Source organism: Bradyrhizobium sp. CCBAU 21365 (assembly GCF_015291305.1).
Lineage (GTDB): Bacteria > Pseudomonadota > Alphaproteobacteria > Rhizobiales > Xanthobacteraceae > Bradyrhizobium > Bradyrhizobium elkanii.
Genome location: NZ_CP030036.1, coordinates 471,139 through 494,826, shown reverse-complemented (window position 1 = coordinate 494,826; position 23,688 = coordinate 471,139). Strand labels below are relative to the sequence as shown.

The window sequence follows — 23,688 nt, the reverse complement described above, 5'->3', positions numbered from 1 at the left end:
GCGCCTAGGCCCGCTTCAGCAGGAAGAGCTGCGTGACATAGGGGAACACCACTTCGTCGGCGTCGCCGAGACCGGCCTCACTGAGGATGCCGCTGGTCTTCTCGCGCAGGATCGCCTTCTCCACATCGGGAAGATTGGCGACATAGCTCGTCGATGCGATGCGCTCGAAGACATCCCGTCGCTTCATCCGGTGCGGATGGTCCTGCACGATTTCCCTCTCGAGCACGAAGCGCGGGTCCTTCAGGATCCAGCGCCAGCGTCCGGTCCGTTGCCGGGGCGTGTCGCCCGCATAGCCCTCGATCATGACGGACAACGCCTCGACCCACGGCGTGCGGTCATCCCGGTTGTTCCAGACCAGCGCAAGCGTCCCGCCGGGATGCAGCAGCCGCGCGATCTCGGCGACCGACGCCTCGTTGTCGAACCAGTGAAACGCCTGGGCGCAGGTGACGAGGTCGACGCCGCCGGTTTCGAGGTTGATCGCATCGGCGCGCGCGTTGATGACCTCCACCCCGGCTTCCCTGGCCAGCCTGGCCGACATCTCGGCGACCGGCTCGACCGCGACGAGGTGCGCTGTCGCGGGCAAATGCTGCAGCAGGCGGGTGAACTTGCCGGTTCCGGCACCGAGGTCGACGACACAGCGCGCGGCCGCAAGCGGCAGCGCGGCGACGATCTCCGCAGGGTAGCTCGGTCGGCCCGCCTCGTAGGCGGCGACCGCGACACGATAGTTCTCGGCAGTGGGGTTCAGTGTCATTGTTGCTTCTCCTGCGTGCCAACCGTCCGCGGTGCGATCCGCGGAACGGTATAGAGCAGCGCCTGCACAGGACTGGAAGAGCGCGTCGATTCAAAATCGGCTGAAGACCTCTCACCTTTGCGTCAGCGCGCAGCTCCGCTGCTCCCTGTTGAAGGTGCACGCATTTTGAATGATTGGCTTCGGCGGGTTTCGCATGGCAACCTTTACGCGCTTGTGTTGCGTCAACGCCGCAGTTCCAGGTTGCAAGTTGCGGTTGGCTGAACGACAGTTCGCGATGGCGGACGCGGTCTGTCGCGCTTGTGCGGGACAAGCCCGATCCCGCCCCGCACCGGAGCGACCATGCAGCGATCCAGGGCAGTCTTCATCACGGCGATCGTCTACGCCTTGATCGGCCTCGTCCTCGCCGGCGGCGGCATTTGGCTCGCCGCATTGGGTGGATCCATCTTCTACATTATCCTCGGCGTCGGCGTTCTCGCCACGGCTATGCTGCTGCTGGCGCAACGCCATCAGGCGTTATGGCTGTTTGCGATCGTGCTGCTCGGCACGCTGGCGTGGGCCGTCTATGAGGTGCGGTTCGACTGGTGGCCGCTCGCGGCGCGTGGCGACGTCGTCTTCCCGATGGCGCTTTGGTTGCTCACGCCGGTGATCGTTCGCGCCCTGACAAGAAGCGGGCCGGTGCCTTACATGCGCGCGACGGCGCCGCTCTGGATCGGCGTCGTCGCTGCTGCGGCGGTGCTCATCGCCGGGCTGCTGTCCAGCTATCACGACATCAACGGCACGATGGCCGAGTCCGGCTCTGCCGTGCCGCAAAGCGAAGCCGACCCGCAGCCGGACGGCGACTGGCGCGCCTATGGACGCACGCAATTCGGACAGCGCTATTCGCCGCTGAAGCAGATCACGCCTGACAATGTCGGCAACCTCAAGGTCGCCTGGACCTTCCGCACCGGCGATGTGCCGACGCCGGAGGACTCCGGCGAGACGACCTTCGAGGTCACCCCGATCAAGGTGCGCGATACGCTCTATCTCTGCTCGCAGCACCAGGTGCTGTTCGCGCTCGACGCCAAGACCGGCACGGAGCGCTGGCGCTACGACCCCAAGCTCGTGCACAACAAGACGTTCCAGCACATGACCTGCCGCGGGGTCTCCTATCATGAAACCGCGCAGGGCGCCGTCGACAGCAGCGGCAATCCAGCGCCGGCCGAATGCCCGCGGCGGATCTTCCTGCCCGTCAATGACGGCCGCATGATCGCGCTCGATGCCGACAGCGGCAAGCTCTGCGAAGGTTTCGCCGATCACGGCATCCTCGACCTGCAGGAGGGGATGGGAATCAAGACCGCCGGCTTCTTCGAGCCGACGTCGCCGCCGGTCGTCAGCGACAAGATCCTGGTCGTGGCCGCCGCGGTGATCGACAATTATGCGGTCGAGGTGCCGTCGGGCGTGATCCGCGGCTTCGATGTCTACACCGGCAAACTGGTCTGGGCGTGGGATTCCGGCGCGGCGGACGAGAACGCATTGCCGTCGCCGACGCGGCATTACACCAACGGCTCACCGAATTCCTGGATCACGGCCTCGTTCGATCCAAAATTGAATCTGGTCTACATCCCGACCGGCAACAACGGACCGGACATCTGGGGCGGCAATCGCGATGCGCTGGTCGAGCGCTATTCCAGCGCCATCGTCGCGCTTGACGTCAACACCGGCAAGCGCGCCTGGTCGTACCAGACCGTGCATCACGATCTCTGGGACATGGACGTTCCCTCGCAGCCGAGCCTGGTCGATGTGACGACGGCCAAGGGCGTCGTTCCCGCGCTGATCCAGCCGACCAAGGTGGGCAACATCTTCGTGCTCGACCGCAGGACCGGCGAACTGATCGTGCCGGCGCCGGAGCGCGCGGTGCCGCAAGGGCCGGCGCCCGGCGACCGCTCGGCACCGACCCAGCCGTTCTCCGAACTGACCTTCCGCCCGGAGGCGAAGCTGACCGGCGCCGACATGTGGGGCGGCACGATCTTCGACCAGCTGCTGTGCCGGATCATGTTCCACCGCTTGCGCTACGAAGGCACCTTCACGCCGCCGTCGTTGCAGGGCACGCTGGTCTTTCCGGGCAATCTCGGCATGTTCGAATGGGGCGGCATCGCGGTCGATCCTGTCAGGCAGATCGCGATCGCCAATCCGATGTCGCTGCCGTTCGCCTCAAGACTCATTCCGCGCGGCCCGCAGAATCCTCCGGCGCCGACCGCCGAGAAGCCGGTCGGCAGCGAGGTCGGGGTGCAGCCGATGTATGGCACGCCGTTCGGGGTGGGTATCTCGAGCTTCCTCTCGCCCTTCTCCGTGCCGTGCTACCGGCCGCCATGGGGCTCGATGGCCGCAATCGACCTGAAGACGATGAAGATCGTCTGGCAGCATCCCAACGGCACGATCCGGGACACCACGCCGCTGCCGCTTCCATTCAGGATGGGCGTGCCGATGCTGGGCGGTCCGATCACCACCGCCGGCGGCGTTGCGTTCTACACCGGGACCTATGAGTACACGATCCGGGCCTACGATGTGCGCAACGGCAAGGTGCTCTGGGAGGATCGCCTGCCAGCCGGCGCCCAATCGACGCCGATGAGCTACGAGGCTGGCGGCAAGCAATACGTCGTCACCGCGGCCGGTGGCCACGGCTCGTTCGGCACCAAGCGCGGCGACTACGTCATCGCCTACGCATTGAAGGAGTGAGCCGCTTCATCGGGGCCGTCATTTTCCTTCTCCTTCCCCCTGAAAGGGGAAAGGTCGGGATGGGGGTCCGCCGCAGGCGATGCTCGCTGCGGAGGAAGCGGATCCCCACCTGATTTGCTCTGGTGAGCAAAGCGACCTCCCCCTTTCCAAGGGGAGGCGGAACTGGCCCAGCAGGATAGCGTCCAGACGGGTTGGCAAATCCGGCCAAAGCCGCTAAAGGTCCGCCCCCTTTCACAGACAATCCGAGCATGACATGTCGAGCGCCCCGCCCGCTGTCTCGATTGGCGTCGATTTTGGCACCAGCAACACCGTGGTCGCGCTGTCCGACGGCGACGGCCGCGTCGAGGCTGTTCGCTTCGACCATGGCGGCCGCACGCATAGCGTCTATGTGTCCGCGCTGTGCTTCTGGGAGGAACGGCCGGGCGCCGGCCTGCATCCGCGCGCCGAGGGCGGCCCGTGGGCAATCGAGCAGTTCCTCGAGGGACGCACGATCCATCGCTTCATCCAGTCGTTCAAGACGTTCGCGGCAAGCTCGGCCTTCAACACCACCCAGATCTTCCGGCAACGCTACAAATTCGAGGACCTGCTCGCGGCGTTCCTGCGCACGCTGACGCGCCATGCCGGCGACGGATTCGATCTCGGCGCGCCGACCATCATGGTCGGCCGACCGGTGCGCTTTGCCGGCGGCAATCCCAATGACGAGCTCGCGATGCAGCGCTACCGGGCCGCGTTCGAGCGGCTCGGCGCCGGCCATGCGCGCTATGTCTACGAGCCGGTGGGGGCGGCGTTCTCCTTCGCGCGCACACTCGACCACGACGCCACGGTGCTGGTCGCCGATTTCGGCGGCGGCACCAGCGACTTCTCCGTGATGCGGTTCTCGCGCAAGGGCGGCGTGCTGCGCGCCGAGCCGCTGGGACATGCCGGCATCGGCATCGCCGGCGACACCTTCGATTACCGGATCGTCGACCATATCGTCTCGCCGCGGCTCGGCAAGGGCACCAGCTACCGCTCGTTCGACAAGGTGCTGCCGATCCCCAATCACTATTATTCGAGCCTCGCCCGCTGGCATCAGCTGGCGATGATGCGGGGCAATGGCGATTTGCGCGAGTTGCAGCAGCTCGCGCGCACCGCGCTCGATCCGGCGCCGCTGCACGATTTCATCACCATCGTCGACCACGATCTCGGCTTCGCGCTTTATCGCGCCGTGTCCGACACCAAGGTCGCGCTGTCGAGTCGCGACCGCGTCGAGTTCCGCTTCGCCCGCGAAGGCATCGATATCGGCGCGACCGTGACGCGTGACGATTTCGAATCCTGGATCGCCGACGACATCGAACGGCTGGGCGCGACGGTCGACGAGGCGCTGGCGAAGTCCGACATCACCGCGCGCGACGTCGAGAAGGTGTTCCTGACCGGCGGCACATCGTTCGTGCCGGCCGTTCAGCGGCTGTTCGCCGAGCGCTTCGGCGCGGCACGGCTGACCTCGGCGGATCAATTCGAATCGATCGCCTACGGCCTCGCCTTGATCGGCCATACGCCCGATCCCGACCGCTGGACCTTCGCCGAAGCCGCGTGACAATACGCTTCGCGCCTTGATCCTGCCTTCACAGGCGACTACATCAGTTCAATCATCAATCCGACAGGATGCCGACGACCATGGATTTCACCCTCACAGCAACGCCCATCAGCCTTGCCCTCGGGGATATCCATGCCTGCATCGATCGCGCTCTCTCATCTGACCCTGTCCGCGCCTGACGGCCGGGTTCTCCTTTCCAATATCGATCTGAATTTCGGACCCGAACGCACCGGCCTTGTCGGCAGGAACGGCGTCGGCAAGACGACGCTGCTCGGCCTGATCGCGAGGGTGCGCGCGCCGCAATCCGGCACCATCTCGGTTCAGGGACGCGTCGCGATGCTGCATCAGACGGTTCAGCTGAAGCCGGATGAACGCGTCGTCGATCTGTTCGGCGCGCGCCGCGCACTGGTCGCGCTACGTCGTGCCGAACAGGGCCTTGCGAGCACGGAGGAGATCGCCGACCTCGACTGGACGCTCGACACGCGCATCGCGACCGCGCTCGGGCGCGTCGGACTGAGCGATGCGCTCGACGCGCCGCTGGCGACGCTGTCCGGCGGACAGGCCACCCGGGCACGGCTCGCGGCCCTGACCTTCGCGCAGCCCGACTTTCTGCTGCTGGATGAGCCCACCAACAATCTCGACCGTGCGGGACGCAAGGCGGTGATCGACCTGCTCGCCGACTGGCGACACGGCGCCATCGTCGTCAGCCACGACCGCGAATTGCTGGAGACGATGGACGCGATCATCGAACTGACCTCGCTGCAAGCCAGGCGCTACGGCGGCAACTGGAGCGCGTACCGCGCACGCAAGGCCATCGAGCTGTCGGCAGCACGGCACGATCTGGCGGATGCCGAAAAGCGCGTCGCCGAGATCGACCGCAACACAAGAGAAGCCAACGAACGGAAGGCGCGCAAGGACGGCGCAGGCGCAAGGAAGCGCGCCAAGGGCGATCTCCCGCGCATCGCCGCCGGGCTGCGCAAGGACCGCAGCGAAGACAGCGGCGGCGAGAACGCCCGTCTCGCCGAACGGCGGCGGACGCAAGCGCTCGAACTTGCCAGCGCGGCGCGGCAGCGCATCGAGGTGCTGCAACCGTTCTCGGTGCAGCTGCCCTCGACGCATCTGCCGGCGAGCAGGATCGTGCTGCGGATCGACGCGGCCGATGTCGGCTACAGCACGGATGCGCCGATCCTGCGTGACGTCACCTTCTCCATGTCGGGTCCGGAGCGCGTCGCGATCACCGGCCCCAACGGCGCCGGCAAGACGACGCTGCTCAAGCTCGTCAGCGGCGAATTGACCGCGGCGCGCGGCACCGTCGAGGTGATGACCCGGTTCGCGATGTTCGATCAGGCAGTCAGCCTGCTCGATGCGTCGGCCTCGATCCTGGAGAATTTCCGGCGCATCAATCCGGATGCCGGCGAGAACGCCTGCCGCGCGGCGCTGGCGCGATTCATGTTCCGCGCCGATGCCGCGCTGCAGCCCGTCGCGAGCCTCAGCGGCGGCCAGTTGCTGCGCGCCGGTCTCGCCTGTGTGCTGGGCGGCGTGAGGCCTCCGCCTCTCCTGATCCTCGATGAGCCGACCAATCACCTGGATATCGAATCCATGGAAGCGGTCGAGGCCGGCTTGCGCGCCTATGACGGCGCGCTGCTGGTCGTCAGCCACGACGAGGCCTTCCTCGAGGCCATCGCGATCACGCGCAGACTGAATCTCGCGTCGTGGAGGTGACGCGGAGAGCGAGAAATTGCCGTTACGCAATCAATGCTCGAACGACGAAGATCAGTCAGGAATTGAACAGCCGAGCACGCGTCGCCTTGGGGTAGGTCGTAAGGCGCGGTGCCCGGCTGTCAGGCCGCGCGGCGGTGCGGCCATTCCGCCAGCCTCGCTTGTCCCCAAGCGCGAGGCCGTCGGAGCTGAATCTGGTCTGTTGCTAAATCCGCGCCGTCGAATGGAGCGCGTTTCTCCAAAGGGCAAAACCGCGATCAGGACATGCGCGAGCGTCATCTTGGAACATCCCAATTGAAAGGCTTCATGCGGAGCGATATGCGCCGCAACCTGGCAATCAAAAGCACTTCAAAATTGATTTGCCCCGCCGGCCGCCGCCGGACAGCCCGAAAGGTGGCTGGCACTGCGCTCTGCCCACCCTTCGATTTCAGAGCGGTCGTCCAGCCACTCGGCTGTTGCCGCTCATCGTGCGGTTCGTCACACCGCTCAATGGCCACGAGGATAATCGATAAAACTTTATCGACAATCGAAACGAAAAATTAAGGTTACCGAGGCGACCCGAAGGCCGGCTCCCACCAAAATATCGAAAACAACCCCATGCAAAGGAGCCGGCGGCCGCCGCTCCGGCCCGCGCGGCGGTCAATTGGAGCAACATCCTCCGGACGAAAGTTCGCAGGGCATGTCACGTTTCGACGCGCTGCCTTGTCTTGGCTTCGGCAATGGCAGCAGCAGAGGACACCATGCACACACTCGGAACCGGAGGCGGTCGTACCCTGATCGCCATCGTCTATCATAGCGCCTACGGCCATACCCGCGAATCTAGAGGACCGTTTCAAGGGTAGTGTTTGCTTCGGCTGACCACACGAGAAAGGTCGCCGACACCGATGCAACGGCTCGAGTAAACTGGTTGCCACATCTTTACTCGATGATGAGGCTGTCCTTGCCAATGAGTGAGGTGCGCATGCCCTTACGGGCCATCCGTATGTGGTATCCCGCATCGAGCAGCGGGATTGCCTCTTCGAGCTTTCGCACGAAAACCGCATTCTCAACCAGGGCGCGTTGATCGAGAGCGATGGCGGCGGCCCGGTTCCGGCACCTATCCGACCTCTGGTCGGGCTCGAAGCCGCCATGGAGCGCTTCGCCGCGCTCGCCCGGCTCTTTGCCGTGCATCCCTCACGATTGATTCGCTACGCGACCATCAACGGATTGCCGGGCTTCATCACCATCGAGGACGACCTCGTTCAAACGACAGCCTTGCATATCGAAGAACAAAAGGTCGTTGCGATCTATGTGACCCGCAATCCGGACAAGCTGCAAAATGTGCCTGATATGACGGGGCGACGAAACTGATCGCACCCCTCGAAGCACCCGCGCGCTGGGTCATTGGCTGACAATCGCGCGCCGCGGACCGGGTCGCGACGACCGGCCGCGTCCTCCTGGTCCGGCGCAGCCGGATGCTTTGGCGGGGTCGGATCGATTGGTTAGATGGCGGAGAGGGAGGGATTCGAACCCCCGATAGGCTTGCACCTATGCCGCATTTCGAGTGCGGTGCATTCAACCACTCTGCCACCTCTCCGATGGCCCGGGTGATTTGCGCCACCCGCGGTCGGGGCGTGTTCTAGGCGAGGATGGCGGGACAGACAAGGCGCTGCAATAATATTTCCGTCACCCGTGCCTCGCGCCACCGAAGCACCGGGATACGCCAGGAAAGCGCGCGGAAACAAAGCACTAGAGCGTTTTCGAGCGAAGTGGAGACCGGTTCGCGTGAAGAAAACGCGTCAGAACAAGAATCCAGAGCTTCGGTTCTGATTCAATCAGAACCGAAGGTCTAGCAGAACGGTTCTGGTTCGATCGGCACGCGAGCGAACCAGCCGGAGCAGGAGCGGGCCATGGAGCATGTGACGATTCGAGCCAATGGTGCGGCGTTCCACGTCGCGCGGACCGGCGCTGGGAGGCCGCTGCTGCTGTTGCACGGCTGGCCGGAATTCTGGCTGACCTGGAAGCCGGTGATGGCCCGCCTCGCCGACCGCTACACCCTGATCGCGCCCGACCTGCGCGGCTTCGGCGACAGCGACAAGCCGCACGGCGCCTATGGCCCCGATCAGCATACCGACGACATGCTGGCGCTGCTGGACGCGCTCGGCGTCGACAAGGCCGGCGTGGTCGGCCACGACGTCGGCGGCGCCGTGATGCAGCCCCTCGCCCGCAAGGCGCCCGACCGCTTCGCCGGCTTGTTCTTGTTCGATTTCGTCTATCCCGGCATCGGGCCGCGGATGGCCGCGCCCGACCGGCTGAACCACATCTGGTACCAGTCGTTCCACCAGATGGAGATGGCGCCCGCGCTGGTCGGCGCCAGCAGAGACAGCTGCCGCACCTATATCCGTCATTTCCTGCACCACTGGTCGCACCGCAAGGCTGCGTTCGACGACGTGATCGAGGATTTCGCCGACAATTTCTGCAAGCCCGGCAATCTCGCCGGCGGCTTTGCGCATTATCGCGCGTCACATGCCGCGCGCGTGAAGATGATGCAGGGCGAGGCCCCGGCGCTGCCGCCGATCACTGTGCCGACCTGCATTCGCTGGGCCGAGCACGACCCGCTGTTTCCCTATGCCTGGACCGACCGGCTGGGCGAGACCTTCTCCGATCTGGACCTTGGGATGTTTCCCGATGTCGGGCATTTCCCGCATCGCGAGGACCCCGACCGCGCGGCCGCCGAGATCGCCGGCTTCTTCGCGCGGATCAATTGGAAGTAGAAGTGGTGGGACCGCCAGGACGCGACAAAAACTGGCGGTCCCGTGCCGCTTCTTAATATTGCTGGCCGGGAAGTGCGGCTTCGCCGGTCGGCGGGAGCGACACGGGCCACGGTAGCGAGCGACGTCGAAACGGCAACGGGAACCCGATCTTAACCTAACCGATCAACCTTACCGCGCGTAATCCGGGGCCGCTGGATCTGCGGATGGAGGTGCCCCGGATTTCGCTTCGCTGCATCCGGGGCTACGCAGGCTTACCTCCCCTTGAAAAGGGGAGGTCGCTTTGCTCGCCAGAGCAAAGCGGGTGGGGATCTGCTCTCTCCGCAAACAGCATCGCCTGCGGCTGACCCCCATCCCGACCTTCCCCCTTTCAGGGGGAAGGAGAAGGCAGACAGTAGCACGGATGGAGCGCGCGCGATCGCCGAGCCCGCACGGCTCAGGCATCGGCTTTCTTGGCCTTCTTGGCCTTTTTCCCGTTCTTTTCGCTCTCGTCGTTTTCTTTCTTCTCGGCCTTCTTCTCGTCCTTGCCGTTGTCTTTCTTGCGATTGGTGTAGCGGGCATTGCCAAGCCCGGTTCCGATCGTCAGCACGCCCCAGCGCGCGACATCCTGCATGAACGGGACCTCGGCCAGCCCCTGCACCACGCCGTCATTATGCATCACGATCGCGGTGTCATGATCGCCGATCTGCGGGATCGCCTCGACCAGGCTCGCCGGCAAGTTGAATTTGCTGCTCTCCCAATTGCCGGGCAGGTTCTGCGCTCCCTTTTCGATCGATCCGTCCTCATTGATGACGCCGGGACAGGCGATGCCGATGAACGGCGCGAGCTTGAGATTCTCCTTCTCGGCGGCGGCAATCAACTCCTTCAGCATCTTCACCAGCCGCTTCACCGCGCCCTCGCGCGTCGGCTCGTCATCGGCGTGGCGCCACAGCTCCGATTTCCAGACCGCCGCCTTGGAGAGATCGGGCGCCTTCTTCCAGCGCGTCTCGACAACGCCGCAGCGGATATTGGTGCCGCCGATGTCGACGGCGAGGACGCCGTCATGGGCCTCGAAAATCCACGATGGCGCCAGATGCAGCGTGCCGATCAGCCCGGCATCGTCGGGGTGAAAGCGGATCGGCAGCAAATCGACCTTGAAGTCCTCCGACTTCAGGATGATCTCGGTGCGCGCGATGGCGAGCTCACCGAGCCTGGAGTCGCGGAAGCCGCCGCCAACCACGATGCGCTCGGTCCTGGCCCAGGCCTTGGTGTTGAGGAAACGCCGCGTCACATAGGCGAGCTCCTGGGCAAACTCCTCGATCGCGCTATGCACGACCGCCGAGGCCTCGGTGTCGTCGCCGACCAGCAGCTCGTCGAGCTTCTTCTTGCTGATCTTGTCCGACGGCTCGTCGCCGAACGGATCCTCGTCCGACTTGCGCAGCGGCTTGCGCCAGCGGTCGAGGATCTTGCGGAAGGCGCCCTTGGAGGCGCGATCGCCGAGAAAGCCCTCGTCGTCCTTCAGCTCGATGTTGAAGCTGTCGATGTCGACAGACGGCAGCCGCGCGGCACCGTGGTGCGCGATGCCCGTGGTCAATCCTGCGTCGTCGGCCATTCGCCCTTGCCCGTCTTGAGGTCGGGTCGTTAACGGCGGGGAACCCAATTGGTTGCTTGCAGCGCGCGCCGGCGCCATTTGATGGACGGGTTTGGCGGCAAGACCGGCTCCACGGGTGCGGCGGTCACGCTGGGCCAGCCCGCTCCAGACCATACGGCGCCAAACGGACCGCCAGCCTGGCCGCGACCAAGCGTCGGCTTGGCCGCCGATTCGGGCCAAAACCATGCCAAACCCTTCATTTTTGGCCGGGTTTTGCCCTGCTTTACCTTGACTCTCGGTCGTTTGCGGCTATAAGTCCCCCCATCCGGCGCGGGGATTTCTCGCGCCGATTGTTTTTGTGCGGACCATTTGGGAATTCATTCCCTTCGCACGAGACACGCAACCCATAGCGACTGAACAAAAAGCCGACCCGGGCGAACCGTCCGAGGCCGGGATCGAACACGAAGGAATCAAACGATGTTCGCAGTCATCAAAACCGGCGGCCGGCAATACCGCGTCGTTCCGAATGATGTACTCGAGATAGGCAAGATCGCCGGCGATGTCGGCACGATCGTGCAGCTTGGCGAAGTTCTGGTGCTCGGCGGTGATACGCCGGTGCTGGGAACGCCCACCGTGGCAGGCGCATCCGTTGCAGCCGAAGTGCTGCAGCACAAGCGCGGCGCCAAGGTGATCGCGTTCAAGAAGCGTCGCCGCAAGAATTCACGCCGCAAGCGCGGCTATCGCGACGAGCTCACGGTGCTTCGCATCACCGAGATCCTCGCCGATAACGCCAAGCCGACCGTCGGCCCGCGGCCGAAGAAGGAAAAGGTCGCAGCGCCCGCCGATGGCGAGGACGCCGCGCCGAAGGCGGCCAAGAAGAAGGCGCCCGCAAAGGCGCCGGCCGCCAAGAAGGCTCCGGCCAAGAAGGCCGCGGCCAAGGCTTGAGAAGAAGTGATCGTCGCGCTTTCAGATGTGAAGCGTGACAAAACGTGAAATGATTCCGTCAAGGAATTGATCTAGAGATCAAAGCGAAGTCGGAGACGAGCCATGGCTCACAAAAAAGCAGGCGGTTCATCGCGCAACGGACGTGATTCCAAGGGCAAGCGCCTTGGCATCAAGGCGTTCGGTGGCGAGCGCGTGATCCCCGGAAACATCATCGCGCGTCAGCGCGGCACCACCTGGCATCCTGGCCTTAATGTCGGCATGGGCACCGATCATACTCTCTTCGCCAAGGTCGAGGGTCATGTCGAGTTCCGTGCCAAAGCCAACGGCCGCACGTTCGTATCGGTTATTCCGATGGCAGAGGCGGCCGAGTAGACGGTGGACACACATGAGTCCGCCGGGTCCTGTTGAACCGGCGGAGTCGCAAAGGGCTCCAAGGGGAGGCGGGATGACCGGCCTCCCCTTTTTTGTTGCGCGCGTTCGACTTCGAACGCGCGTGACGTTCCAAGCGTTGCGTATCGATTTTTCGCATCACAGGAGCTCGACATGTTGCAGGACATCCCGACGCCGACCTTGCGCGAGGCAAGAGCATGCGTCCTCGAGACCGAACGGCTGACATTGCGCAAGCCGACGCTCGCGGACGTAAAAGCAATCGCACGCCTCGCCAATGACCGCCGCATCGCGGAGAACACCCGCCGCCTGCCGCATCCCTATACCCACGACGACGCCATCGACTTCGTGCGCGCGCTCGGCGCCGGCGGACGTGAAACCGTTTTCCTGATCGAGAACAATCACACGCCGATCGGCATGGTCGGCATCGACTGGCGCGAGGAGACATCGGCCGAACTCGGCTACTGGCTCGGCGTCGACTATTGGGGCCAGGGTTTCGGCACCGAGGCCGCGCGCGCCGTGATCGATTACTTCTTCGAGGAATTCGATCTCGACCAGCTGATCTCGGGCGCCCGCGTCGTCAATCCGTCGTCGCGCAACATCCTCGAGAAGTGCGGCTTCCAGTGGGGCGGCGTCGAGCTGCACCGCTTCGAGGCGCTGGGCTCGTCGAGCCCGGTCGACTGCTTCCGCCTGTCGCGCGGCGTCTGGGCGTCGCTGAAGAGCTGGAACAACTCGACCCGGCGGGAGAGCTGAGACTTCTGGTCTTCACCCTCCCCTGGAGGGCAGGGCAATCGCATATGGAATGAACCGATTCTTCCGCGCCGTCATGGCCGGGCTTGTCCCGGCCATCCACGTCTTTTCTTCGCGTGGAAACGAAGACGTGGATGCCCGGGACAAGCCCGGGCATGACGAGTTTGTGGGAACTCCGATTACCTCAAACGCCACATGCGATTGCCCTGCCCTGGAGGGGGAGGGTCGCTGGGCATGCAGCGGAGCGGAATGCGCAGCAGGGTGGGGTGACAGTCGCTCCACCCGGATGCTGCCCGTGTTGAGAGATCACCCCACCCCGTCTCACATTTCGCTGCGCTCAATGTGATCCGACCCTCCCCCTCCAGGGGAGGGTAAACATCACGCCGGCGGATTCACTGCGGAATCCGGGCGCCCAAGCTGCTGCTCGCGGACGAAGATGTAGAGGCCGGCGGCGATGATGATGGCGGCGCCGATGATGGTGGCCCAGGACGGCACGTCGCCGAACACCACGAAGCCGAAGATCACCGCCCAGACGATCATCGAATACTGGTAGGGCACCACCACGCTCGCCGGCGCGAGCTTCAGCGAACGATTGACGCAGAGCAGCGCCGCGACCGAGATGATGCCGGCCGTGAAGAACAGCACGAGGCTGCCGGCTGACGGCGTCACCCAGCCGAACGGCGAGAGCACGAGGCCGAGGATGAAGGTGCCGCCGAACTGCGACGTCGCCAGCACGATATCGGGCGTCGCGCGCAGCGAGCGCGTGATCAGCATCAGCACCGCAAACGACAGGCTGCCGCCAAGCGCGATCATCGCCGGCCAGCTGATCGTCTGCGCCGACGGCCGGAGCGCGATCAACACCCCGCAGAAGCCGACCAGGATCGCGGTCCAGCGCCGCCAGCCGATATGCTCGCCGAGCACGAGGCCCGACATCGCGGTAACGAAGATCGGTCCGGCCAGATAGTAGGTGATGACGTCGGCGAGCGGCAGATAGACGGTCGCCAGGAAGAACGCCGCAACCTCCACCGTCGACAGCGTGACGCGCAGCAATTGCAGCCACGGGCGCTCCAGATGCAGGAAATCCGCGCGCCGCTGCCACACGATCGGCAGCAGCACGAGCAGCGCCGCGCAGGCGCGCAGCCACAGCAATTGCCCGACCGAATAGGTGGCGACGATGAATTTGCCCATCGCGTCGCCGAACGAGAACATGAAGATCGACAGCAGCATCAAGCCGATGCCGGCGAGCCGCGCCGACCGGTCGTCGTAGGAAGACAGTTTTGCGAACAGGCTCATGAGCAGACTTGCGCTATTGTTCCCGAGTCGTCCGGTTTTAAAGACGTGGATGCCCGGGACAAGCCCGGGCATGACGAATTGAACGGATTGCCGCACCTGCGTCGCTGCGATACCGGTAGCTGATCCCGGCAACAAGAAGAGCAGGAAACGCCGCATGAGCGAATTCGACCCCACCCAGCATCGCATGGTCCCCGCGCAGCGCTGGTTCGAGGATTTCGTGCTCGGCGAGCGCTTCGTGATTCCGAGCCGGACCCAGACCTCGGCCGTGTTCGCGGCATTCCAGACCGCCAGCGGCGACACCCATCCGATCCACTACGACGTCGAATATTGCCGCACGCGCGGCATGCCTGATCTGCTCGCCCACGGCTTCCAGACCCTGGTGCACACCGCGCCCGGCGCCGGATTGTTTCCCTATGTCGTGGAGGAGTCGCTGATCGGCTTCCTCGAGCAATCGAGCAAGTTCCTGAAGCCGGTCTATGCCGGCGATACCATCTACCCCGCGCTGGAGGTGATCGAGCTGTCGCCGGGCAAGACCACCGGCGTCGTGACGCTGCGCTCGACCGTGCACAACCAACGCCGCGAGCTGGTGCTGGAGGGGATGCAGAAATTCCTGGTCCGGCGGCGGCCTGCTTAGCCGCAAGGGTCGTAAAAAGGCCCGAAAATTAAGGCTTTTCGCTGAAGTCAGGGCCTTTCCGGGTTGCCGCCGCGGCCACCCTGCCCTAACTAGAGCACACCGGTCCTGATGAGATCAGAACCGGTGCACTCTCGATTCTCGTTTTGACGCGTTTTCTTCACGCGAACCGGCGACCACTTCGCTTGAAAACGCTATAGTTGAAAACCATGAAATTCCTCGATGAAGCCAAGGTCTATATTCGCTCGGGCGACGGCGGCAACGGCTGCGTCGCGTTCCGGCGCGAGAAGTTCATCGAGTTCGGCGGTCCCTCCGGCGGCAATGGCGGTCGCGGCGGTGACGTCATCATCGAGTCCGTCGACGGACTGAACACGCTGATCGATTACCGCTACCAGCAGCACTTCAAGGCACAGAAGGGCACCAATGGCATGGGCAAGGACCGCCATGGCGCCAACGGCAAGCCGATCGTGCTGAAGGTGCCGGTCGGCACCCAGGTGTTCGACGAGGACCGCGAGACCCTGCTGCACGACTTCACCGAACTCGGCGAGAAATTCGTGCTGGCTGAAGGCGGCAATGGCGGCTTCGGCAACGCGCATTTCAAATCCTCCACCAACCGCGCGCCGCGCAACGCCAATCCCGGCGCGCCCGGCGAAGAGCGCTGGATCTGGCTGCGGCTGAAGCTGATCGCCGATGCCGGCCTGGTCGGCCTGCCCAACGCCGGCAAATCGACCTTCCTGTCGGTGGTCAGCGCGGCACGGCCGAAGATCGCCGACTATCCCTTCACCACGCTGCATCCGCAGCTTGGCGTGGTGAATTTCGGCGGCCGCGAATTCGTGCTGGCCGACATCCCCGGCCTGATCGAAGGCGCGCATGAAGGCGCCGGCCTCGGCGACCGCTTCCTCGGTCACGTCGAGCGCTGCCGCGTGCTGCTGCATCTGGTCGACGCGACCTGCGAGCATGCCGGCAAGGCCTACAAGACGGTGCGCACCGAGCTCGAAGCCTATGAGGGCCATCTCGCCGACAAGATCGAGATCGTCGCGCTCAACAAGATCGACGCCGTCGCGCCCGACGAACTGAAGAAGCAGAAGGACCGCCTCAAGCGGGCGGCGAAGAAGACGCCGCTGTTGCTGTCAGGCGCGACCGGCGAAGGCGTGCAGGATGCGCTGCGCGCGCTGGTCGATGTGATCGGCGAGGCGCCGGTGTCCAACAAGGCCAAGGGTCAGGCGGAGCCGTGGGCGACGCCGGTTCCGCAGGGTTGAACGGCACAAGCCGCGCAACGCCTGGACTTCCCAAGCCACATCGTGGCGTCTATTGCTTCCACCTTCCTGCCAGACCGAATCCATGAAACGCCCCGCGCTCAAGAACTTTCGCCGCATCGTCGTCAAGGTCGGCTCATCGCTGCTGGTCGACTCGCAGGCCGGCGAGGTGCGCGCGTCCTGGCTCGCCGCGCTGGTCGAGGACATCGCAAAGCTGCACAAGCGAGGCTGCGAGGTCATGGTAGTGTCGTCGGGCTCGATCGCGCTCGGCCGCAGCCGCCTGAAGTTGCCGCGCGGCCCGCTGAAGCTCGAGGAGAGTCAGGCGGCCGCAGCGGTCGGCCAGATCGCGCTGGCTCGAATCTGGTCGGAGGTGCTCGGCCATCACGGCATCGGCGCCGGGCAGATCCTGGTGACGCTGCAGGACACCGAGGAGCGCCGCCGCTATCTCAACGCGCGCTCGACGATCGCCAAGCTGCTGGAATGGGGCGCGGTGCCCGTGATCAACGAGAACGACACGGTCGCCACCACCGAGATCCGCTATGGCGACAATGATCGCCTCGCCGCCCGCGTCGCCACCATGGCGAGCGCGGATCTTCTGATCCTGCTGTCCGATATCGACGGCCTCTACACCGCGCCGCCCGCGCTCGATCCCGACGCCAAGCTGATCCCGGTGGTCGAAAGCATCACCTCGGAGATCGAGGGGATGGCCGGCTCGGCCGGCTCGGAGCTGTCGCGCGGCGGCATGACCACCAAGATCGAGGCCGCGAAGATCGCGACCACGGCCGGCACCCATATGCTGATCGCGTCCGGCAAGATCGAGCATCCGCTTGCTGCGATCGCCGATGGCGGCCGCTGCACCTGGTTCCTGACCCCGGCCAATCCCGTCACCGCGCGCAAGCGCTGGATCGCGGGCTCGCTCGAGCCGAAGGGCACGCTGACCATCGACGCCGGCGCGGTGGCGGCGCTGCGCGCCGGCAAGAGCCTGCTGCCGGCCGGCGTGATCCGGGTCGACGGCCAGTTCGCCCGCGGCGATGCCGTGGTGGTGCGCGGCCCCGACACCCATGAGATCGGCCGCGGCCTGGTCGCCTACGACGCCGAAAACGCCGAGAAGATCATGGGCCGCTCTTCGCCCGACGTGATGACCATTCTGGGCATCAGCGGCCGGTCCGAGATGATCCATCGCGACGACCTCGTGATCGGCCCGGCCGGGGCGATCCCGCCCAAGTAGGCCATTGGATAGGCCATTGGCCGAGCGGGCGGCCTGCCGCCCACCTGCCATGCCGGTTCCGCGCCTCGCCACCCTTCAATTGCCATGCTAGAATATGGCCTTAGTCCAAAGCTGGTAGTTTCATGAGCGCCCCCCTGAAGGCGATCGACGGCAACGCCGATCTCACCGCCCTGATGACCGACCTCGCCGCCAAGGCGCGCGCCGCCGCGCGCGTGCTCGCGCTGGCGCCGCCGGAGCAGAAGGACCGGGCGCTCGCCGCGATCGAACGCGCGATCCGCGCCAATGCGCCGGCCATCCTCGCCGCCAATGCCGAGGACGTCGCCGAGGCGCGCGCGGGCGGCATGAGCTCTGCCTTCGTCGACCGCCTGACGCTGACAGAGGCGCGCGTCGCCGGCATGGCCGATGGCGTCGCCACCGTGCGCGAGATCATTGATCCGGTCGGCGCCGTCACCGAAAGCTGGCAGCGGCCGAACGGCATGACCATCGAGCGCGTCCGCGTGCCGCTCGGCGTGATCGGCGTGATCTTCGAGAGCCGGCCCAACGTCGCCGCCGACGCCGGTGTGCTGTGCCTGAAGTCCGGCAACGCGGTGATCCTGCGCGGCGGCTCGGACAGTTTCCGCTCCTGCCGCGCGATTCATGATTGCCTGGTGCAGGGCCTGCGCGAAGCCGGCCTGCCTGAGGCCGCGATTACCCTGGTGCCGACCCGCGACCGCGCGGCTGTCGGCCTGATGCTGACGGGATTGAACGGCGGCATCGATGTGATCGTGCCGCGTGGCGGCAAGAGTCTCGTCGCGCGCGTCGAGGCGGAGGCACGCGTGCCGGTGTTCGCGCATCTCGAGGGCGTCAACCACATTTACGTCGATGCCAGCGCCAGGCTCGATATGGCCAAGGCGGTCGTGCTGAACGCCAAGATGCGCCGTCCCGGCGTCTGCGGCGCCGTCGAGACCCTGCTGGTCGATCGCAACGCTGCCGCGACGCAGCTGAAGCCGCTGGTCGAGCTGTTGATCGATGCCGGTTGCGAGGTGCGCGGCGACGACGTCGTGCAAAGCGTCGATGCCCGGGTGAAGCCCGCATCCGACGAGGACTGGGACACCGAATACGAGGACGCGATCATCTCGGCGAAGATCGTCGACGGCCTCGATGAAGCGATTGCACATATTCATAATCACGGCTCGCATCACACCGATGCGATCGTGACGGAGGATGCCGCTGCCGCGCAAAGATTTCTCAACGAGGTCGATTCGGCGATCGTGCTGCACAACGCCTCGACCCAGTTCGCCGACGGCGGCGAGTTCGGCTTCGGCGCGGAGATCGGAATTGCCACCGGCAAATTCCACGCCCGCGGGCCTGTCGGCGCCGAGCAGCTGACGAGCTTCAAGTACCGCGTCCACGGCACCGGGCAGACGCGGCCGTGATCATTGTCGCACGCGCACGGTAAGCCATTGCAGCAAGCATCGAGCGTGTCGTTATCCGCAGCCCAGGCGCTTCCGTTCTATACCAACGGCATGCGCATCGGGCTGCTTGGCGGCTCGTTCAATCCACCGCACGCCGCGCATCGCGCCATCAGCCTGTTCGCGCTCAAGCGCCTGCAGCTCGACCGCGTGTGGTGGCTGCTGACGCCGGGCAATCCGCTGAAGAACCATGATGGCCTGCACGCGCTCGCCGAGCGCGCCGAGGCCGCGCGCCGCGTTGCCGACGATCCGCGCATCGACATCAGCTGTCTCGAAGCTGTCATCGGCGTCAGCTACACTGTGGACACGATCATCCACTTGCGCCGCCGTGTCTCCGGCGTGCACTTCGTCTGGATCATGGGCGCTGACAATCTCGCGCAATTTCATCGCTGGAAAGATTGGCGGCGCATCGCGTCCGATGTGCCGATTGCCGTGATCGATCGTCCGCCCCAAAGCTTCCGCGCCCTTGCCGCACCGGCGGCGCAGGCGCTCGCGCGCTATCGCATGCCCGAAAATCAGGCGACACGGCTGGCCGACCAGCGGGCGCCGGCCTGGGTGTTCCTGACAGGAATGAAATCCAATCTGTCTTCGACCGGACTTCGGAACCCGGACGGGAGCTGGAGAACGGCATGAAGCGCAAAAGGGTTACTGGAATATTGAAACCATTAACCCACATGCGTAGTATGGTGCGTGGGGCCGAGGATTCGGCACCCGCGATACAGTGAAAGGAATGGTCCCTGGCCACATCTGTATTGTCAAAGTCTGTTTTACCCAAGGTTCCAAAGACTGCGCGTAAAACATCGACCAAAACCGCGGCCTTGCAGGCGCAACCGGACGCCGACAAACCGGATGCCAACAAGACGCTGAGCCTGATCCTCTCCCGCCTCGAGGACATGAAGGCGGAAGAGACGGTCACCATCGACCTTCGGGGCAAATCCGCATATTCCGACTACATGATCGTCACCACGGGCCGGGTTAACCGGCACGTTGGCGCGATCGCGGAAAATGTGACGAAGAGCCTCAAGGAGAACGGGATCAAGAACATCCACGTCGAGGGCTTGCCCAATTGCGACTGGGTGCTGATCGATTCCGGCGAGGTGATCGTGCACGTGTTCAGGCCTGAGGTACGCGAGTTCTACAATCTCGAACGGTTGTGGACTCAGAACCCGGCGGTCGCGGCGGTCTAACGGGTATGAAGCCGATGCGAATCGGCTGCGGCGCATATAGCTTGTGCGCGCGCCCTAAGGCGCGCGAGTCATAGACTTGACGCGTTTTCTGCGGCAAACCGGTTTCCACTTTGCCGGAAAATGCGTGTATGCGCCTTGTCGTGATCTGTATCGGCCGTTTGAAACAGGGCCCTGAACGGGAGCTCGCCGAGCGTTACCGCGAGCGCTTCGAGGATATCGGCCGCAAGCTCGGGTTTCGCGGCCTCGACATCCACGAGATCGCGGAAAGCCGCGCGCGCGACACCGCCGCGCGCATTGCCGAGGAGGCTGCGGCGATCTCCGCATTGCTGCCTGAGAAGCACGCGCTGGTCGCGCTCGACGAACGCGGCAAGAGCATCGACAGCGCGAGCTTTGCCCGGCAGCTCGGCCGCTGGCGCGACGAGGGAACAGCGCATACTGTCTTCGTGATCGGCGGCGCAGACGGACTTTCGCCCGAATTGCAGCGCAAGGCTTTGTTGCGAATTGCATTCGGCTCCGCGACCTGGCCGCATCAAATGGTCCGCGTCATGCTTCTGGAACAGATTTATCGCGCCGCGACCATTTTGGCCGGCCACCCCTATCATCGCGCGTAAGGCGTGGTGACGGACAGTCGAAAGCGCTGAACTCACGCGAATGCAGCACAAGCGGGACACAGCTTCGTATTCGGCTTCGCATGCCGGCGCCGCGCGCCGCCGCTGGCTGCCGGCATCGCTGCCGCTGTCGATCGCGATGTTCGCCGCCTATCCGCTGGCCGCGGCGCATGGGCAAGCGACACCACCCGCACAACAGCCTGCGCCGCCAGCGACAGCAGAGACATCGCCCGACGCCATCAAGCAGCGCGAGCAGGAGCTCGAGGCCGCGCGCGAGCAGCAGCGCAAGGCGACCGAGTTGCAGGAGAAGCTGAAGGCCGACATCGCCGCGATCGGCCAGGACCGCAGCAAGCTCAATCAGCAGCTGATCGATATTGCCGGCCAGGTGCGCGGCGTCGAGACCCGGATCGCCGACGCCGAGGCACGCCTGCAGCCGCTCGACGGCCGTGAGCGCGACATCCGCGCCTCACTCGATTCGCGCCGCTCCGAGGTGATCGAGGTGCTGGCCGCGCTGCAGCGCGCCGGACGACGCACGCCGCCGGCGCTGCTGGTGCGGCCCGAGGACGCGCTGCAATCGCTCCGCACCGCGATGCTGCTCGGCGCCGTGGTGCCGGAGTTGCGGGTCCGCGCCGAGAAGCTTGCGACCGATCTCGGCGAGCTGGTGGCGCTGCGCAAGACCATCTCGACCGAGCGCGACGCGCTGGCGGCCGACCGCGACAAGCTGAGGGAAGACCAGACCCGCCTGGCGGCGCTGGTCGACGAACGGCAGCGGCAGCAGAGCGCAGCCGAAAAGGACATGGAGGCCGAAGGCGCCCGCGCCATCGCACTATCGAAGCAGGCCGACAATCTGCAGACCCTGATCGCCAAGATGGAGCAGGATCTCAAGAGCGCGGCCAAGGCCGCCGCCACGGCCAGCCTCCAGGGAGCGCCGGCGACGGTTAACGGCAAGCCGAATCTGGGGGCGCTCAAGGACCCGGCCCGCATGAGCCCGGCGGTCGCTTTCGCCTCGGCCAAAGGCCTGTTCTCCTATCCCGTGAATGGCACCAAGATTCGCGAATTTGGCGGTTCCGACGGCGCGGGGGGCGTACAAAAAGGCATTTCTTTGGCAGCCAAGCCGGGCGCGCAGGTCACAACCCCGTGTGACGGCTGGGTTGTTTACGCTGGTCCTTTCCGCAGCTATGGACAACTCTTGATCCTCAATGCCGGGGGCGGGTATCATATCCTGATCGCCGGGATGGAGCGTATTTCGGTAAACATCGGTCAGTTTGTACTTGCGGGGGAGCCGGTTGCGACCATGGGGTCGACGTCCCAAGTTGCATCCATTCTCGCCACCAATGCGAGCCAGCCAGTGCTCTATGTCGAGTTCCGGAAAGACGGCACTCCAATCGATCCAGGTCCATGGTGGGCCGCAAATGAAGGCGAAAAGGTTCGCGGATGATGCGCAAGACTTCGGTAATTCTCCTTAGCGCCGCCACCGGCGCGGCCCTGACGCTTTTCGTCACGCAGCCCCGCGCTGTGCTGATGGGATCGAGCGCGCGCGCCGCGACGTCGGACACCTATCGCCAGCTCAATCTGTTCGGCGACGTGTTCGAGCGGGTGCGCAGCGACTATGTCGAGAAGCCCGATGACAGCAAGCTGGTCGAATCCGCGATCTCCGGCATGCTGTCCGGCCTCGACCCGCACTCGAGCTACATGGACGCCAAGAGCTTCCGCGACATGCAGGTGCAGACCCGCGGCGAGTTCGGCGGCCTCGGCATCGAAGTCACGATGGAAGACGGCCTGATCAAAGTGGTCTCGCCGATCGACGACACCCCGGCCTCGAAGGCCGGCATCATGGCCAACGACATCATCACGACCCTCGACGACGAGGCCGTGCAGGGCCTGACCCTGAACCAGGCCGTCGAGAAGATGCGCGGTCCGGTCAACACCAAGATCAAGCTCAAGATCATCCGCAAGGGCCAGGACAATCCGATCGACGTCACGCTGGTGCGCGACAACATCCGCGTCCGCTCGGTGCGTGCGCGCGTCGAGGCCGATGACATCGCCTATATCCGCATCACCACCTTCAACGAGCAGACCACCGAAGGCCTGAAGAAGGAGATCACCAATCTGCAGGGCCAGATCGGCGACAAGCTGAAGGGCTACGTCATCGATCTTCGCAACAACCCGGGCGGCCTGCTCGAAGAGGCGGTCACGGTGTCCGACTCCTTCCTGGAGCGCGGCGAGATCGTCTCGACCCGCGGACGCAATGCCGAGGAAACCCAGCGCCGCGCCGCCCATCCGGGCGACCTCACCAAGGGCAAGCCGGTGATCGTGCTGATCAACGGCGGCTCGGCCTCCGCCTCCGAAATCGTCGCCGGCGCGCTGCAGGACCACAAGCGGGCGACGCTGGTCGGCACCCGTTCGTTCGGCAAGGGCTCGGTGCAGACCATCATCCCGCTCGGCTCGGGCAATGGCGCGCTGCGCCTGACCACCGCGCGCTACTACACGCCGTCGGGCAAGTCGATCCAGGCCAAGGGCATCGTGCCCGACATCGAGGTGCTGCAGGACGTGCCGGAAGAGCTGAAGGCGCGCACCGACACCAAGGGTGAAGCCTCGCTGCGCGGCCATCTGAAGAACGACGGCGACGAGAAGACCGGCTCGCAGTCCTACGTCCCGCCGGACGCCAAGGACGACAAGGCGCTGAAGATGGCCGACGACCTGCTGCACGGCATCAAGTCGACCTCGAGCGCGCCAGCGGCGCCGGAGGCTGCGCGCGACAAGGCCGCGGTCGACAAGCCGGGCAACAAGGCCGCGAACTGATTTCATCCGATCGATTCGGCGAACAGGGCGGCCCGCGGGCCGCCCTTTCTGCTTTCGCTGTCCACCCGTAAC

General features: G+C 65.0%; 20 protein-coding genes and 1 tRNA gene. 17 read left to right on the top strand and 4 right to left on the bottom strand.

What is annotated here, in order from left to right:
- Window positions 1-4: 4 nt before the first annotated feature.
- Complete coding sequence (locus XI02_RS02325) at window positions 5-751, bottom strand: class I SAM-dependent methyltransferase (RefSeq protein WP_172646086.1); 747 nt, start codon at window positions 749-751, stop codon at window positions 5-7.
- Between the two features lie 339 nt (window positions 752-1,090).
- Between XI02_RS02325 and XI02_RS02320 the strand changes: the two genes are divergently transcribed.
- The 4 genes from XI02_RS02320 (at window position 1,091) to XI02_RS02305 (ending at window position 8,108) form a co-directional block, all read left to right on the top strand.
- Window positions 1,091-3,466, top strand: a complete 2,376-nt coding sequence (locus XI02_RS02320) for a glucose/quinate/shikimate family membrane-bound PQQ-dependent dehydrogenase (protein WP_172646087.1) — start codon at window positions 1,091-1,093, stop codon at window positions 3,464-3,466.
- 253 nt (window positions 3,467-3,719) lie between these two features.
- A complete protein-coding gene (locus tag XI02_RS02315; RefSeq protein WP_172646088.1) occupies window positions 3,720-5,039 on the top strand; it encodes an Hsp70 family protein in 1,320 nt (439 codons plus the stop codon).
- A 132-nt stretch (window positions 5,040-5,171) separates the two neighbouring features.
- Window positions 5,172-6,761, top strand: a complete 1,590-nt coding sequence (locus XI02_RS02310) for an ABC-F family ATP-binding cassette domain-containing protein (RefSeq protein WP_172646089.1) — start codon at window positions 5,172-5,174, stop codon at window positions 6,759-6,761.
- Window positions 6,762-7,742: 981 nt separating this feature from the next.
- On the top strand, window positions 7,743-8,108 hold the full coding sequence (locus tag XI02_RS02305; RefSeq protein ID WP_244980865.1) for a hypothetical protein: 366 nt from the start codon (window positions 7,743-7,745) through the stop codon (window positions 8,106-8,108).
- Window positions 8,109-8,244: 136 nt separating this feature from the next.
- On the opposite strand, the gene XI02_RS02300 is transcribed toward XI02_RS02305, so the two are convergent.
- Window positions 8,245-8,334 (bottom strand) — tRNA-Ser (locus XI02_RS02300).
- A 313-nt stretch (window positions 8,335-8,647) separates the two neighbouring features.
- Between XI02_RS02300 and XI02_RS02295 the strand changes: the two genes are divergently transcribed.
- Window positions 8,648-9,511: an alpha/beta fold hydrolase gene (locus tag XI02_RS02295; RefSeq protein ID WP_172646090.1), complete on the top strand. Its 864-nt coding sequence runs from the start codon at window positions 8,648-8,650 to the stop codon at window positions 9,509-9,511.
- Between the two features lie 433 nt (window positions 9,512-9,944).
- On the opposite strand, the gene XI02_RS02290 is transcribed toward XI02_RS02295, so the two are convergent.
- Window positions 9,945-11,099 (bottom strand): ROK family protein, encoded by a 1,155-nt coding sequence (locus XI02_RS02290; RefSeq protein WP_172646091.1) that lies wholly within the window; start codon window positions 11,097-11,099, stop codon window positions 9,945-9,947.
- A 456-nt stretch (window positions 11,100-11,555) separates the two neighbouring features.
- Here XI02_RS02290 and rplU point away from each other — a divergent pair, with 456 nt between their 5' ends.
- The 3 genes from rplU to XI02_RS02275 all read left to right on the top strand — a co-directional run bounded on the left by rplU (window position 11,556) and on the right by XI02_RS02275 (window position 13,163).
- Window positions 11,556-12,023, top strand: coding sequence for a 50S ribosomal protein L21 (rplU, locus tag XI02_RS02285; protein WP_016847849.1), 468 nt, complete (start codon window positions 11,556-11,558; stop codon window positions 12,021-12,023).
- A gap of 102 nt (window positions 12,024-12,125) precedes the next feature.
- Window positions 12,126-12,395, top strand: a complete 270-nt coding sequence (gene rpmA / locus XI02_RS02280; RefSeq protein ID WP_016847848.1) for a 50S ribosomal protein L27 — start codon at window positions 12,126-12,128, stop codon at window positions 12,393-12,395.
- A gap of 171 nt (window positions 12,396-12,566) precedes the next feature.
- The gene (locus XI02_RS02275; protein ID WP_016847847.1) at window positions 12,567-13,163 is read left to right on the top strand and encodes a GNAT family N-acetyltransferase; all 597 of its coding nucleotides are present in this window, start codon (window positions 12,567-12,569) and stop codon (window positions 13,161-13,163) included.
- Between the two features lie 375 nt (window positions 13,164-13,538).
- Here XI02_RS02275 and XI02_RS02270 read toward each other — a convergent pair whose 3' ends face one another.
- Complete coding sequence (locus XI02_RS02270) at window positions 13,539-14,453, bottom strand: DMT family transporter (RefSeq protein ID WP_016847846.1); 915 nt, start codon at window positions 14,451-14,453, stop codon at window positions 13,539-13,541.
- 154 nt (window positions 14,454-14,607) lie between these two features.
- Between XI02_RS02270 and XI02_RS02265 the strand changes: the two genes are divergently transcribed.
- From XI02_RS02265 to XI02_RS02225, 9 genes are all read left to right on the top strand, one after another.
- The gene (locus XI02_RS02265; protein WP_172646092.1) at window positions 14,608-15,087 is read left to right on the top strand and encodes a MaoC family dehydratase; all 480 of its coding nucleotides are present in this window, start codon (window positions 14,608-14,610) and stop codon (window positions 15,085-15,087) included.
- A gap of 206 nt (window positions 15,088-15,293) precedes the next feature.
- Entirely contained in the window at window positions 15,294-16,343 is a 1,050-nt protein-coding gene (gene obgE / locus XI02_RS02260) for a GTPase ObgE (protein ID WP_038384668.1), read from the top strand.
- An 82-nt stretch (window positions 16,344-16,425) separates the two neighbouring features.
- Window positions 16,426-17,568, top strand: a complete 1,143-nt coding sequence (proB, locus tag XI02_RS02255) for a glutamate 5-kinase (protein ID WP_076834609.1) — start codon at window positions 16,426-16,428, stop codon at window positions 17,566-17,568.
- A 122-nt stretch (window positions 17,569-17,690) separates the two neighbouring features.
- A complete protein-coding gene (locus XI02_RS02250) occupies window positions 17,691-18,983 on the top strand; it encodes a glutamate-5-semialdehyde dehydrogenase (RefSeq protein WP_172646094.1) in 1,293 nt (430 codons plus the stop codon).
- 90 nt (window positions 18,984-19,073) lie between these two features.
- Window positions 19,074-19,652 carry a nicotinate-nucleotide adenylyltransferase gene (locus XI02_RS02245; RefSeq protein ID WP_240536761.1) on the top strand — a complete coding sequence of 193 codons (579 nt, stop codon included), beginning with the start codon at window positions 19,074-19,076 and terminating at the stop codon, window positions 19,650-19,652.
- Window positions 19,653-19,837: 185 nt separating this feature from the next.
- On the top strand, window positions 19,838-20,206 hold the full coding sequence (gene rsfS / locus XI02_RS02240) for a ribosome silencing factor (protein WP_050386445.1): 369 nt from the start codon (window positions 19,838-19,840) through the stop codon (window positions 20,204-20,206).
- A gap of 128 nt (window positions 20,207-20,334) precedes the next feature.
- Window positions 20,335-20,817: a 23S rRNA (pseudouridine(1915)-N(3))-methyltransferase RlmH gene (gene rlmH, locus XI02_RS02235; RefSeq protein WP_092087094.1), complete on the top strand. Its 483-nt coding sequence runs from the start codon at window positions 20,335-20,337 to the stop codon at window positions 20,815-20,817.
- 40 nt (window positions 20,818-20,857) lie between these two features.
- Window positions 20,858-22,252, top strand: coding sequence for a murein hydrolase activator EnvC (locus XI02_RS02230; RefSeq protein ID WP_194483363.1), 1,395 nt, complete (start codon window positions 20,858-20,860; stop codon window positions 22,250-22,252).
- Complete coding sequence (locus XI02_RS02225; protein WP_018269401.1) at window positions 22,249-23,616, top strand: S41 family peptidase; 1,368 nt, start codon at window positions 22,249-22,251, stop codon at window positions 23,614-23,616. Before XI02_RS02230 ends, XI02_RS02225 begins: the two co-directional genes overlap by 4 nt.
- Window positions 23,617-23,688: the final 72 nt, after the last annotated feature.

Excerpts from the sequence above, each read along its gene's own strand:
- XI02_RS02265 (WP_172646092.1), top strand. The coding sequence starts at position 14,608 with ATGAGCGAATTCGACCCCACCCAGCATCGCATGGTCCCCGCGCAGCGC.
- XI02_RS02320 (WP_172646087.1), top strand. The coding sequence starts at position 1,091 with ATGCAGCGATCCAGGGCAGTCTTCATCACGGCGATCGTCTACGCCTTG.
- XI02_RS02270 (WP_016847846.1), bottom strand. The coding sequence starts at position 14,453 with ATGAGCCTGTTCGCAAAACTGTCTTCCTACGACGACCGGTCGGCGCGG.
- XI02_RS02225 (WP_018269401.1), top strand. The coding sequence starts at position 22,249 with ATGATGCGCAAGACTTCGGTAATTCTCCTTAGCGCCGCCACCGGCGCG.
- XI02_RS02315 (WP_172646088.1), top strand. The coding sequence starts at position 3,720 with ATGTCGAGCGCCCCGCCCGCTGTCTCGATTGGCGTCGATTTTGGCACC.
- rpmA (WP_016847848.1), top strand. The coding sequence starts at position 12,126 with ATGGCTCACAAAAAAGCAGGCGGTTCATCGCGCAACGGACGTGATTCC.
- proB (WP_076834609.1), top strand. The coding sequence starts at position 16,426 with ATGAAACGCCCCGCGCTCAAGAACTTTCGCCGCATCGTCGTCAAGGTC.
- rlmH (WP_092087094.1), top strand. The coding sequence starts at position 20,335 with ATGCGCCTTGTCGTGATCTGTATCGGCCGTTTGAAACAGGGCCCTGAA.
- XI02_RS02250 (WP_172646094.1), top strand. The coding sequence starts at position 17,691 with ATGAGCGCCCCCCTGAAGGCGATCGACGGCAACGCCGATCTCACCGCC.
- XI02_RS02275 (WP_016847847.1), top strand. The coding sequence starts at position 12,567 with ATGTTGCAGGACATCCCGACGCCGACCTTGCGCGAGGCAAGAGCATGC.
- XI02_RS02295 (WP_172646090.1), top strand. The coding sequence starts at position 8,648 with ATGGAGCATGTGACGATTCGAGCCAATGGTGCGGCGTTCCACGTCGCG.
- XI02_RS02230 (WP_194483363.1), top strand. The coding sequence starts at position 20,858 with ATGCAGCACAAGCGGGACACAGCTTCGTATTCGGCTTCGCATGCCGGC.
- XI02_RS02245 (WP_240536761.1), top strand. The coding sequence starts at position 19,074 with ATGCGCATCGGGCTGCTTGGCGGCTCGTTCAATCCACCGCACGCCGCG.
- rplU (WP_016847849.1), top strand. The coding sequence starts at position 11,556 with ATGTTCGCAGTCATCAAAACCGGCGGCCGGCAATACCGCGTCGTTCCG.
- XI02_RS02325 (WP_172646086.1), bottom strand. The coding sequence starts at position 751 with ATGACACTGAACCCCACTGCCGAGAACTATCGTGTCGCGGTCGCCGCC.
- XI02_RS02310 (WP_172646089.1), top strand. The coding sequence starts at position 5,172 with ATGCCTGCATCGATCGCGCTCTCTCATCTGACCCTGTCCGCGCCTGAC.
- XI02_RS02290 (WP_172646091.1), bottom strand. The coding sequence starts at position 11,099 with ATGGCCGACGACGCAGGATTGACCACGGGCATCGCGCACCACGGTGCC.
- obgE (WP_038384668.1), top strand. The coding sequence starts at position 15,294 with ATGAAATTCCTCGATGAAGCCAAGGTCTATATTCGCTCGGGCGACGGC.